This is a genomic window from Paenibacillus sp. FSL H7-0350, assembly GCF_038593195.1.
Lineage (GTDB): Bacteria > Bacillota > Bacilli > Paenibacillales > Paenibacillaceae > Paenibacillus_AQ.
The window spans coordinates 1,087,507-1,099,534 of record NZ_CP151972.1; the positions used below are offsets into that span (position 1 = coordinate 1,087,507).

Below are 12,028 nucleotides of genomic sequence, written 5' to 3' on the forward strand. Positions count from 1 at the left end.
GATTATAAATAATACTTTCATTATATAAATATATTAGGTGAAACAGCAAGCATGCGTGTCCCCTCGAAAAATACAGCATATGTACGTACGGGAGCATAAGTAACGGCTGACCGCCTTCAAACCAAGGCGGACAGCCGTTTTTGGATGATTCTATGGATAAATGCCCGGAAAAGCGGTTTAGCAGTTGCGTACTCCCAGCGGATTCCCGATTACACCCGGATATTGATAGACAAGCGGCTCTTCGAAAGTGGCGTAATCAAAGTTAACCATCAGCAGCACCACCCGCTGTCCGGTAGCCCGGTCGCTGATAATCAGGTGGTCACGGCCCGCAGCTTCAAGCACCCCGGTGTAGACCTTGGCATTCCAGTCCTTGTTATTCTCATATGTGAAATAGAAGGTGCCCACCTTGCCAAGATTCAGGCGGAAAATATTCTCCACATAGGACTGTTCAAACACGGGTGCAGCTGTGGAGACCACCGTGCCGCCGGGCATCATGGGACTTCCGCTGCTTACCTGAGGCGGCATGGCGGCCATGGTGCCCATATTCCCCATGTTTCCCATGTTTCCCATGTTTCCCATTTTACCCATATTCCCGATGTGTCCCATGTTATTCATATTGTTCATATTGCTCATGTTATTCATGTTGTTCATGTTATCCATATTGTTCATGCTGCCTGCGGGATTGCTGCCCATCATATAAGGAACTGGGCGGTACGGTTGAACGATCATGTACGGAATACCTCCTAAAGTGTAATAATTGCCTTGTCTTGCCTAGTATACTGCCGGACAATCTCCCTGTGTTGGAGTGAAGAAGCAGTGGGCCTTGTAGCGTCCGGTATTCTGCTGATTGTACCAGGTCGCCGGGCAATCACCGACCGGGCGGAAGAACCAGAGCGCATTCGAGGCCGGCCAGGTTCGCTCCCCGTTAATCGCTCGTTTCGCCAGCCGGATATCAGCCTCCCGCGCCCGCTGATAGAAATATCCCTTTTGCGGGGCTTCGAAGCCCCCGGGGCTCTGGTACACCATGTCGTTCACACTGCGGATGTTGTTGAAATCCAGACAGTTGCCGAGAATCCGGTTCACGCCGACATTGCCGACCATCAGCATGCCTGACTCCCCATCCTCTTCAGCTTCTGCCCGCATCAGCCGTGCAAGCACTCTTACGTCCTCCGAGTTTGTTTTGATGACAGCCACGCGTTCTCCTCCTTGCATACATTTCATTGACGGGTGAGGCTATGCAGACTATTGTTTTCTCCGTTGTTCTTTTGCTGCTCGCTGTATTGTATGTGTATTCGCCCAGGAGGTGACAGTCTGCACCCAATTTTCTGCCGCTTCCTCATCCGTCCCTATGTTGGCGACACGCCAAAAACCCCCTTGCTCCACAACGGGAACTAGGGGGGTCACAATAACCATCTATATTACATTTCCATCTTCTTATCTACTCCGCCGTGGAGTAATGAGGACGCCGTTGAAAGCCATGATACCGGGTCCCCTGATACGTCAGTATACCTTGGTCTCCCTCAGCGCTCATCCCGTATTCCTGTCCCTCCACCTTGAATTCCCTGCGCACCCCATCCTCAGCTTCATAGGTCAGATAGTAGGTGGTGCTGGTCCGGCTGGAGAGATTATCCTCCTGGGACTGCTGCTGGCGCACTTCGGTCCGCTTGCTCACGATACGGGCGGGAATGGACTGCAGGGGGGCTTTATTGTTCCGGCTCCACTGAAGCAATCCCCGGCCCGCAGACACAGCGATGATCCCCACGACCAGAGCGAGAAAGACCGGCAATACCGTTCCTGTAAAATCGAACAGCCAGGATGGATCACTCCCCGTTCCCATTGTCTCTTCCCCCTTATTCCCAAATAGTTAGCACACCTGCCCCTATAGGCTTCTCTACATGTATATGCCCCTTGTCTGCAAGACAGCACCGGTAGAAACGCAAGTAGAAACGGCTTCGCCGTCCTTTGAAAGGATGGTACCGTTTCAGCGAGAAATAGAAGGATAAGTTATCGTGTTAAACATATAAGTTCTTATATTTGCAAAAAGACCATTCAGGTTCCAGTACTGCCGGGAACTTAAATGGCCTTCTATAATACCCGAGTGGCGGTTACATTAAGCATGTACGAGGTCTAACAGTTGTCTGGTTTCGTTCGTTTCTTCCGGCATCATGCCGTTCTCTGCCCAGCAGGCTTTGCATTGTTCTTCAGTCTGGCACAGGTGAGCGTCATCGCAGTTGTAGCACAGTTGCATCAGGTTTCTAGTCATATAATCCGTTTCAAAAGTTGTCATTGTAATCTCTCCTATTCGGGTTGAAGGTTTGTTTGAAAGTTTGTGAAAAAATGAACTTGCTTTCTATGTGTTAAATATATCACAGGAATCAGAGTTTGTCATGTGATTTTTTTCACATTTTTAAAGAAAATTTTAAATAAGATTTTTCCTTATATTGTAGAGGACTTTAAGCGGATTTAATGTGAAAAAAAGAGGCTATCCGTCAGAACGGATAACCTCTTGCAGAGTATTACATTACACGCCAGCTCTCGCCGCCATTGGTGGTCTGAAGCAGGATCGACCTGCGGTCTTCTTCCTTAGAGATCAGCAGCCAGCCTACATCACTTGAGATGAATTGCAGCTTCACTACCTCCGGATACTCCAGGAGCTTGGACTGCAGCACCGTGCTGGCCGGGAGGGCCGTCCAGGTCACTCCCTGGTTCACCGTCTTATAGAGCAGGTTGCCTTCCAGCGACCAGCCCGTCATGGCATTCAGGAAGTCGGGTGCCACCTTCCGGTTCATCCCAGAGAGCACCGGCCGCCCGAATGTGGTGAACTTCCAATTCTCTCCCCCATTGGCGGTAAAATAACCGTTAAAGCTCATACTGTCTTCTTTGTCCTTCTGACAGCCGACCGGCATCCAGCCCCCGGCCGCATTCTCCCCGAAGAATTCAGGGACACCCGTAACCACCCGGTCACATCCGGCAAAGCTATCATTGACCAGGAATTCCGAACCGGGTACCCAGGTCGCCCCTCCATCCCTGGTCATATAGATCTTGGGCAGAGCGCCAGTCTGCAGCATAACAAACCCGCGGCTCTCATCATTAAAGATCATCCCGGTCGTGACCCCGGCATGCGGAATCGAATTACTCGGCAGATTCGGATTATACTGCTCATTCTGCATCATCAGACTCCAGGTGGCTCCGCCATCCTTGGTAGCATACAAGGCTTTGCTCTCTTTGGTGGCACTAGCATCCCACTTGGTCATAAGCCAGCCGTTCAGACCAGAGCTGAAGTATATGGAGGACAGCTTGTTGGAATCGGGGAACGCAGAGATCTGCCAGCTGTGTCCCCCGTCTGTGGTACGCAGCACCACGGTCTCGGTGGAGCCGAACGAACTGCGGATAATCCAGCCATGTTCGGGGTCGGTGAAGAAAATCTCTTTGCCGTAGACCGGATTGTTCAGAAACTGTACATTCGTAGCTGGTGAGATATTCGCCCAGGTCTTGCCGTTATTGAGCGTCATGTACATTCGCAGCTCGTTGCGCGTTACCCCCCAGGCCAGTCCTGCCGAGGAGGTGAGCAGCCGGAAGTCTGTCAGCCGCGTCTGAATCTGATATTTCTTTGCATTTTCGGGTTCCACATTCTTGTTATCCGGGGTGATGACCGTAATCATCTGCCCTTCTTCCGGCGCTTCAGTCGGCTGAGGAGGCCGGGTAGCCTCCGGTTTAGGGGCGGACGAGCAGGCCGAGAGAACCAGCAGAGCCATAAGAAGCATCAATGCCACTCTTAGAACCTTGGAATATGAAGCTTTGGCTGACAATGCGCTCTCTCCTTTTCTTCTATAATAATGATTGTTTAAAAGATTATTTCTTCGTATTCAGATTACTGCGTCTATAGCCGTACAGTGCGTAGATGACCAGCCCGATTGCAACCCAGATGATGAAGCCAATCCAGGTCTCTCTGCCGAGATTATACATTAAGTAGCCACAGGCTGCCGCACTAAGGAGTGGAACCAGCGGAACCCAAGGAACCCGGAAGCCTCTCTTGAGATCTGTCTTCGTCCGGCGGAGCATAATGACCCCGAGTGACACAACCAGGAAGGCAAATAAGGTACCGATACTCGTCAAATTTGCCAGCCTGTCCAGGGGAACGAGGCCGGTAAGCACAGCGATCAGGCTGCCGACCATCCAGGTGCTGCGCACCGGAGTATGCGTCTTGGCGCTAACCTTGGACAAGCTCTGCGGCAGCAGCCCGTCACGCGAGATCGCGAACAATAGCCGGGTCTGGCCGAATAGCAGAACGAGCAGTACGGTGGTCATCCCGGCTATAGCTCCGATCGAGATCAGCCCGGCAATCTTATCCTGCCCGACGAAACGCAGTGCAAATGACACCGGATCACTGACGTTAAGGCTCTGATAAGGCACAATACCCGTCAGAACCAAGGATACGGCGATATATAAGATTGTACAGATAGCAAGGGATGAGATAATCCCGATCGGAAGATCGCGCTGCGGACGCTTAACTTCTTCTGCGGCGGTTGAAATGGCATCAAAGCCGATATAGGCAAAAAACACAGTAGCCGCGCCGTTCATCACGCCATGAATCCCGAACGGCAGGAACGGCGTCCAGTTCTCCGGCTTCACATAGAAAATACCGGTGATGATGAATAACAGCACCACGGAAATCTTGATTACAACCATCACTGCGTTAAAACGGGCTGTCTCCTTAACTCCCCGTGTCAGCAGATAGGAAATCAGCAGGATAATGATGACGGCAGGCAGATTGATAAACGTTCCCTTATCCGCATTATACGCTCCAGACAAAGCTGTCGGCAAATGTATACCGAAGCCCTCCAGCAGCCCTTGGAAATAACCGGACCATCCGCTGCTTACCGCCGCGGCAGCAACCCCGTATTCCAGTACAAGATCCCAGCCGAGCAGCCAGGCTAGTAATTCACCAAAGGCCACATAGCTGTAAGCATAAGCACTGCCGGATACCGGCAGTGTCGAAGCAAATTCAGAGTAGCACAAGGCGGACAACACACAGGCAATCCCTGCGATGATGAAGGACAGCACCAGTCCCGGGCCGGCATGCTCCGCAGCAGCCACACCCGTCATTACAAAGATCCCGGTGCCGATGATGGCTCCTACTCCAAGCATCGTCAAATCCATGGCGCCCAGTGTCTTGCTAAGCTTCTCCGCTCCGGCATTCTGGGGAATGGCCAGCGGTTTTTTGCGGAATAAATCCATACTTCAGTTCGCTCCTGTCAAGTGGTTGAGTGGATAATAGAAAAACTTTTGTTAGCTTACCCTATTTCGGGTAATGGATGAAAAGCGGACAGCTTGAAAACACTATCCCTAGCGATTATGATGGATTAGATTGGACAGCAAGTGGAATGGCTCTGCCTTCCTTATACTACCAAAATACAAATGCTGGAGGAGATTTAACCATGGCCCCATTTAAGCCCAATCGTGTTGTAGTCATCGGTACCGGTGCAGTCGGAACCACTACAGCCTATACGCTGCTGCTGCGTAAGCGCATGCCCGAGCTTGTTCTGATCGATGTGAACCACCAGAAGGCGCTTGGTGAAGCGCTGGATATGAACCATGGTATGCCTTTTGTAGGAGGCGTGAAGCTATGGGCCGGTACCTATGAGGATTGCCGCGAAGCCGACATTATTATCGTCACAGCCGGAGCCTCCCAGAAGCCTGGTGAAACCCGGATCGACCTGCTCCGCAAGAACATCTCGATCTTCAAAGATATCATTCAGAAAATCACGAAATACAACCATCATGCGATCCTGCTGATTGCGACTAATCCGGTCGATATCCTGTCATACGCTACCCTGAAGATCAGCGGCTTCGACCGCAGACGGGTTATCGGCTCAGGAACGGTACTGGACAGCGCCCGCTTCCGGTACCTGATCGGAAAGCATAAGGAGATTGATCCGCGCAGCATTCATGGACAGATCATCGGGGAGCATGGCGATTCCGAGCTGCCGGTCTGGAGTCTCGCCAATGTCGCCGGGATTGATCTGGGCTTCGATGAAGCCGAACGCAAAGAAATCTTCGAGGATACGAAGAATGCCGCTTACGAGATTATCGATGCCAAAGGATCGACCTCCTACGCCATCGCGCTCGCACTGGACCGCATTGTAGCGTCCATCCTGAACAATGAAGGCTCCGTTCTGAATGTATCCACATTGCTGAACAACTACAACGGCGTCTCCGATGTGTTCCTCGGCGCTCCGTGTGTTGTGGACCGCTCCGGGGTGCGTGAGGTACTGGATCTTCCGCTCAGCGAAGAAGAACAGAGCTTATTCCAGCAGTCCGCTGACAAGCTCAAGAGTGAAATTGCCAAGCTGGAGCTATAATTTCAGCCGAAACAAGCCGGCCGCCAATCCGCAGGATTGGCGGCCTTTTTTTGACATCCAAGCATCCAAGCATTTACAAGCCGCGAAGACGCGTTAAGCGACTAAAGTGATTATGCGGTTGATTTCACAATCCGTTTTTCCTTTCTCATGGTAGCAATTCATAGACAAGTTGTCATCCTAAAAATGCACATTCCATGTAATTTATGCGTTAGGGTATGAACAAAAGTTCATAGTTCAAGTGATATGAATGCTGGACAGGCAGATTACAGGCTGCCGCTTAGCTTATCAGCGCTGCTGATTTGCAGTCGGGACATCGCCTCTTCCTTCTCCCGGCTCGTGATATGCGTATATACTGTAGTTGTCTGAATGGACGAGTGACCCAGCAGCTCTTGCACCGTCCGCAGATCCGCACCCTTTCGCAGCAGCATGGTGGCAAATGAATGCCGCAGCTTATGGCTCGAATAGGTACGCTGCTGGGAAGAGGGCAGTTCACTCTGGAAGCGGCTGAAGGTATCCGCAGCAATGCCTTGAATTCCCCGGATCGACAGTCTGCGGCCCTTCTGCGAGATGAACATGGCCTCCTCTTGGCTGCGCCAAGGGACCAGCCGGTCGGCAATCGCCTGATCGAGATAAGGGGCTACATCCTCCGGAACCGGAATGCCCCGCCATTTGCGCCCTTTGCCGAAGACCCGCAGGGAACGTCTGTCTACATTATAATCACTCAAATTCAGCGTATGTACTTCCCCTACCCGCAACCCCATGTAGGACATAAGGAGGAAGACCGCCAGATTGCGGCTTCTGTACTTGCCGTCAACCGCCGAGAGGAACCGCTCCAGCTCTTGCTCCTCCAGATAGACCGGCTCACGGTTTTTGTCGGTCTTGGATTTCTTGATTCCTGCCGCCGGGTTAATAGATAACAGCTCCAGCTCCGACAATGCCTTGAACAGACAGTTGACCGAGGCATGCTTGCGGTTACGGGTGGAATCGCTGACTCCCCGCTCACGGACCGAAGTCAGGTAGGACACCACATGAAGCTTTTTGACCGTCCCCAGCTCCCTGCCGTTCAGGCTGTCCAAGAATTCCCGCACATCGGCAAGGTAGGATTTCTGGGTGTGTGCTGTATAACCGGCATCCTTCATCCAGATCAGGAAAGCCTCCAGCTCTTCTTCGTATGTTAGTTCCAGCTCGTTCATGATCTGTCCCCCTCCCTCTTAAGTACAACTATTATATCATTCCTCCGCAGCAGCTTCTCTCCATCCGGCAGCATGCTTCTCTACCATTCCGAGGAACTCGCTGAGCGCAGGAGACTTCCATTTCTTGTTATGGTAAGCGATCTGGGTAGCTACCCGCTGCGACTGGTCATTCCAGTTCAGCCGGCCCAGCTTGCCTTCCGCCAGCTCGCGCTTCACCGTAATCTGCGGCAGAAAAGAGAGGCCGAGACCGGCCATCACGCACTGCTTGATTGCTTCAATGCTCCAGAACTCCAGCTTCGGATCAGGAAAGACGCCGTGGCTGTTCAGATGACGTTCAAACAAGGTGCGGTAGGTGCAGCCCGCCTCGGTATGCAGAATGGTTACGTTCTTCAACTGATGCGGCTCCACTTCAGCAAGCTCCAGCAGCGGATGATCCAGCGGAGCCACCAGAGCCATAGCTTCATGGATCAGCGTCTCACAGTACATATCCTTATACTCTGTTTCCGGCTGCAGCAGGAAGGCCAGATCCAGCTCCCCGGAGCGGATGAATTCGGTCAGCTCCCAGCAGGCCCCCGGCTTCAGGGTAATCTGCACCTGCGGATAACGGCTGCGGAAATCCTTAATAATGCCGGGAAGCCTGAAGGCCGCCAGGGATTCCGGTGCGCCAATCCGCAGCGAACCGGCAATTTCGCTGTCAGAGCGGAGGGCATTCTCAGCCATCGTGTGCATTTTGGAGATTTCTTGAGCATATGGCAGCAGGCGGCGGCCTGCATCGGTAAGCATAATCTTTTTGCTGATCCGGTCGAACAGGGGTTGCCCCAGCTCTGCTTCCAGCGCCTGTATCTGAGCGGTAATGCTGGACTGGGCATAATCCAGCTTCTGCGCAGCGCGGGTGAAGCTGCCGGTCTCTACCACAACGAGAAAGGTGAACAGATGCTTAGATTCCATGGCGGACCTCCTTTGATCCATCGGTTTTTCGAATGGATGTTATTTGATAATTCCGTTTTTCCAATGGATCTATTATCTGATACTCTATAACTAAATACAAGGAAAGCGGGATTATATATATGAAGAAACACACTTCTTTAGGGCGTACCATCGGCATGCCTCAGGCAATCGCCTTATACATCGGAGCCGTCCTTGGCTCGGGGGTATTGATTGTACCCGGACTGGCAGCCGAGATAGCTGGCCCTGCTTCGCTGCTGGCCTGGGGCTTCATGACCTTACTCATTCTTCCGCTTGCCTTATCCATGGGCCTGCTCTCTGCCAAGTTCCCTAACGCCGGGGGCGTCTCCCACTTCGTTACACTAGCCTTCGGGCCGAAGGCCGGGGCCCTGGTCGGCTGGTTCTTCCTGATGTCCGTTCCGATCGGCGCGCCAGTCGCCGCATTGACTGGTGCAGGATATATGACGGCAGCGATGGGCTGGGGCGATCCGACGAGAATCGCTCTTGCCGCCGGGATGCTGATGATTGGACTTCTAACGAACTGGATTGGTATGCAGGTCGCCGGTAAAGTACAGATCGCTGTGGTGATTGCAATTATTGCCGTACTGGTCTTCTCTTTTGCCGCTGCGCTTCCGGGGATGGAGCGTGCTCACTTCACTCCATTTGCGCCGCATGGCTGGATGAGTGTCGGGCAGGCGGCGGCTATCCTCTTTTGGTGCTTCATCGGCTGGGAAGCTGTTTCGCATCTGTCCGAAGAGTTCAAGGACCCTGAACGGGCTGCGGTCAAGGGTGTAACCATCGCGGCCATCATTGTCGGCATCCTGTATTTCCTCTCGGCACTTGCTACCGTAGGTACGCAGAGCTATCTGCACGGCGGGGCAGATAGCTCCCTGCTCTGGATCATCAGCCAGCCGCTGGGGGCATGGGGTGGCTTCATCGCCGGGCTTACCGGTCTCTTCATCTGCACGGCGACAATCATTGCCTATGCAGGCGCAGCTTCACGCGTGGCTTATGCCTTGTCCCGGCAAGGCTATGCTCCGGGCTGGATGGGCCTTTTATCGAGTCGTTATCAGACGCCTGTGGGGGCAATCGGCTTCCTAACGCTCTGCTTCACCTTGATATTGTCGCTCTACGGCAGCGGAGCACTCTCGATAACCACGCTGATCACTTTCCCCAACGCCACCTTCATTCTTACCTATATCGGAGGCTGCGCCGCCGGAATCCGCCTCTTGCGCGGCAGCCGTACGGGCGTAACGATCAGCTTCATTTCTTTTGCCGCCACACTGGCTGTGTTCCCGTTTACAGGCTGGGCAATCCTCTACCCGCTGCTGATTACGGTGGTCTTTGCCGGGGTGGACTATTTGAGATACGGGGTAAGGCGTGTGGGGGAGCCGTGAGGGGAATTTAAAGTCACTTCCTTCCAACACAAACAGGCCGCACCCATCCATGGCAGGACAGGCGCGGCATTTCTTTTATAGGCGATGAATTTCAGCAGCTATGGGGTCCACTGAACCGGAATCCGCAGACGGAATTGCTGCATATCCTCTGGAAATGAGAAGTACCCGGTTATAATCTCAAGCTTATCAGAAGGCTGTACGGGCGGAAAAATCAGCTTAAACGCCAGTTTATCTTTGCTCATACGTACCCGCGTTCCTATCTGTGAAATCGGCTGATCGTGTCCTTCCTGTAGGGTTATTGAAGTTAACTGGCTCATCACCTGACTGGCCTCATAGTATACAACCGTCTGCTTCTCCTCATATTCAACAGCCGTAATTGTAACGTTTCCTCCCTCATTCCCCTTTAGAGTCAGCGGGAGTGAACCGCTCAAGCGCTGACGATCTTCATACGATTTAACTTGATTATTTTTCTCTGTCTCAGCGATAACCAGTGTCATATATTCCGGTTTGGGATTAAATTCTGTCAGCGGCGAGAAGTTGAAATAATAGTACTCTTCAGTCGCTCCATCTCCACCTTGATTCATATACAAGGTCCCAATATCATCTTCAAGCATTGCATAAAGAATTGGATGAGGATATCTTTTCATCACAATAACTTGCGAAGTTACTGGACCAAGAGTCAGCTTGTCTACAGTATACATTGAGTTATCGTACATGAAATTCAAGTCCTTGGGATAGACGGTTGTACTTATCGCAGCACTCTTCCCCCTATCCAGCAGGACAGATACATCCCAGTTCCCCCTCGTTGTCCCGATACAATCAATACTCATATTAAGCCTAAGTTGATCCGGCAGATCCTTGTCCCCAAAGCTTAGACGGGTTGTACCTACGAAGGTATGATCTCCTGTAATCGTAAAATCGTGGCTCGAGATTCTTTGCGGATGATGTCCTTCGAAATTGAGCTTATAGAAAACTGCCGCTTCCTTGCCGGTAATGCGCTCTGAGGATGATGGGTAGGTCACCTCATAATTAAGCACCAATGAAATACCGTCATAGTATTCCTCTACCAGATTGAAGGTAATGCCTTTATCGGTAACCAAGGCGCCTGCCGGATTACTGAGTTGCTTCTCTTCAATGGGCTTCAATTCGTCTCGATCCGCACCTTTGGCATACAGATAATCGAAGAACGGAATGACGCGTAGCGCCTCTGCTACCGTGGGCGAGATGAATCCGATCCCAATAATTGATCCGGCTGTAACCGTCAGCGCAGCTGTGACACTGATGATCCACTTCTTGTACGATGATAACTGGTGTCTGCCCCTTGGAGCTTGCTTTACTCCTCCTGTATGTAGTTGCCACAATTCATCAAAATGAACAGAAGAAGGCATACTGTGTATCATGTGTTCAGCTTCCTTTTGTAATTGTACGATTACTGCCTCAGATTCAACATCCAGCCTGTCCTTAGCTGTCGTCATTTAAGACCCTCCTTCATCATCAGCACGCAGGGGTCAAGTTCACCGCATTCTCTCAACTTGCGCAGTGCCGCATGAAGCCTGGATTTACAGGTTCCCAGCGGAATACTTAATACCTCTGCGGTTTCTGGAAGCGATAATCCGGCATAATAGTGCAGGGTGATCACTTCGCGCAGCTTCGCGGACAGATGGCTGACCGCCTGCCATAATTCCAGCTGATTCTCACTATGCAGAGCGAAGCTCTCGGCGGAGTGCTCTTTTCCCTCTATAGGAACGCCCGCCAGCAGTTGTATCCACGTCTTCCTGCGTAACAGATTACGGGACGTATTGACGGCAATCCGGTACAGCCAAGGCCGAAGCGGCCTGGAGGGATCGTACAAATGGTATTTTGCAAAAGCACGCAGAAAAGTCTCCTGGGTAATATCATCGGCCAGCATCCGCTGCTTGGTCATCATAAGGGCAATCCCATAAATATAAGAGGAGTGTACTTCAAACATGTCCTTGGCCTGTTGTTCTGTGATGGGATAATCCTTCACGCTGGCTTCCCCCTTTCATACTGGATATACGCTTTGACCCGGGCTATCCGTTCGCTTTACGTTTCAGAAACTTGTCAGGCGGTTATGGATGAGGAGAGCTAGACCTAATCTGCTAGAAGAAGG

Annotated in this window: 12 protein-coding genes; 2 read left to right on the plus strand and 10 right to left on the minus strand. The window is 51.9% G+C overall.

All coding sequences use genetic code 11. From position 1 onward, the window contains the following. Nucleotides 1-177 precede the first annotated feature (177 nt). The 6 genes from gerQ to NYE24_RS05065 form a co-directional block, all read right to left on the minus strand. Nucleotides 178-579, minus strand: coding sequence for a spore coat protein GerQ (gene gerQ / locus NYE24_RS05040; RefSeq protein ID WP_235218446.1), 402 nt, complete (start codon nt 577-579; stop codon nt 178-180). A 192-nt stretch (nt 580-771) separates the two neighbouring features. Next, entirely contained in the window at nt 772-1,194 is a 423-nt protein-coding gene (locus tag NYE24_RS05045; RefSeq protein ID WP_036695386.1) for a cell wall hydrolase, read from the minus strand. Nucleotides 1,195-1,438: 244 nt separating this feature from the next. Then, nucleotides 1,439-1,837: a DUF2500 domain-containing protein gene (locus NYE24_RS05050; RefSeq protein WP_342478221.1), complete on the minus strand. Its 399-nt coding sequence runs from the start codon at nt 1,835-1,837 to the stop codon at nt 1,439-1,441. Nucleotides 1,838-2,110: 273 nt separating this feature from the next. Further along, on the minus strand, nt 2,111-2,287 hold the full coding sequence (locus NYE24_RS05055) for a hypothetical protein (protein ID WP_179090460.1): 177 nt from the start codon (nt 2,285-2,287) through the stop codon (nt 2,111-2,113). Between the two features lie 229 nt (nt 2,288-2,516). Continuing rightward, complete coding sequence (locus NYE24_RS05060; protein WP_051493537.1) at nt 2,517-3,809, minus strand: hypothetical protein; 1,293 nt, start codon at nt 3,807-3,809, stop codon at nt 2,517-2,519. A 43-nt stretch (nt 3,810-3,852) separates the two neighbouring features. After that, nucleotides 3,853-5,238: an amino acid permease gene (locus tag NYE24_RS05065; RefSeq protein WP_036695388.1), complete on the minus strand. Its 1,386-nt coding sequence runs from the start codon at nt 5,236-5,238 to the stop codon at nt 3,853-3,855. Nucleotides 5,239-5,438: 200 nt separating this feature from the next. Between NYE24_RS05065 and NYE24_RS05070 the strand changes: the two genes are divergently transcribed. Next, on the plus strand, nt 5,439-6,362 hold the full coding sequence (locus NYE24_RS05070) for an L-lactate dehydrogenase (protein WP_036695389.1): 924 nt from the start codon (nt 5,439-5,441) through the stop codon (nt 6,360-6,362). Nucleotides 6,363-6,625: 263 nt separating this feature from the next. Here the strand turns inward: NYE24_RS05070 and NYE24_RS05075 are convergent, their stop codons facing one another. Next, a complete protein-coding gene (locus NYE24_RS05075; protein WP_051493539.1) occupies nt 6,626-7,555 on the minus strand; it encodes a tyrosine-type recombinase/integrase in 930 nt (309 codons plus the stop codon). A gap of 36 nt (nt 7,556-7,591) precedes the next feature. Continuing rightward, nucleotides 7,592-8,503: a LysR family transcriptional regulator gene (locus NYE24_RS05080; RefSeq protein ID WP_076158094.1), complete on the minus strand. Its 912-nt coding sequence runs from the start codon at nt 8,501-8,503 to the stop codon at nt 7,592-7,594. Between the two features lie 119 nt (nt 8,504-8,622). Between NYE24_RS05080 and NYE24_RS05085 the strand changes: the two genes are divergently transcribed. Then, nucleotides 8,623-9,897, plus strand: coding sequence for an amino acid permease (locus tag NYE24_RS05085; protein WP_341025514.1), 1,275 nt, complete (start codon nt 8,623-8,625; stop codon nt 9,895-9,897). Between the two features lie 98 nt (nt 9,898-9,995). Here the strand turns inward: NYE24_RS05085 and NYE24_RS05090 are convergent, their stop codons facing one another. Both NYE24_RS05090 and NYE24_RS05095 read right to left on the minus strand, forming a co-directional pair. Continuing rightward, nucleotides 9,996-11,372, minus strand: coding sequence for a DUF4179 domain-containing protein (locus NYE24_RS05090; RefSeq protein WP_342478222.1), 1,377 nt, complete (start codon nt 11,370-11,372; stop codon nt 9,996-9,998). Further along, nucleotides 11,369-11,905, minus strand: coding sequence for a sigma-70 family RNA polymerase sigma factor (locus NYE24_RS05095; protein WP_342478223.1), 537 nt, complete (start codon nt 11,903-11,905; stop codon nt 11,369-11,371). Before NYE24_RS05095 ends, NYE24_RS05090 begins: the two co-directional genes overlap by 4 nt. Nucleotides 11,906-12,028 lie beyond the last annotated feature (123 nt).

Bases quoted from the DNA above. Each gene is read 5' to 3' on its own strand.
- gerQ (WP_235218446.1), bottom strand. From the start codon at position 579: ATGGGAAACATGGGAAACATGGGAAACATGGGGAATATGGGCACCATG.
- NYE24_RS05050 (WP_342478221.1), bottom strand. From the start codon at position 1,837: ATGGGAACGGGGAGTGATCCATCCTGGCTGTTCGATTTTACAGGAACG.
- NYE24_RS05055 (WP_179090460.1), bottom strand. From the start codon at position 2,287: ATGACAACTTTTGAAACGGATTATATGACTAGAAACCTGATGCAACTG.
- NYE24_RS05065 (WP_036695388.1), bottom strand. From the start codon at position 5,238: ATGGATTTATTCCGCAAAAAACCGCTGGCCATTCCCCAGAATGCCGGA.
- NYE24_RS05070 (WP_036695389.1), top strand. From the start codon at position 5,439: ATGGCCCCATTTAAGCCCAATCGTGTTGTAGTCATCGGTACCGGTGCA.
- NYE24_RS05075 (WP_051493539.1), bottom strand. From the start codon at position 7,555: ATGAACGAGCTGGAACTAACATACGAAGAAGAGCTGGAGGCTTTCCTG.
- NYE24_RS05080 (WP_076158094.1), bottom strand. From the start codon at position 8,503: ATGGAATCTAAGCATCTGTTCACCTTTCTCGTTGTGGTAGAGACCGGC.
- NYE24_RS05085 (WP_341025514.1), top strand. From the start codon at position 8,623: ATGAAGAAACACACTTCTTTAGGGCGTACCATCGGCATGCCTCAGGCA.
- NYE24_RS05090 (WP_342478222.1), bottom strand. From the start codon at position 11,372: ATGACGACAGCTAAGGACAGGCTGGATGTTGAATCTGAGGCAGTAATC.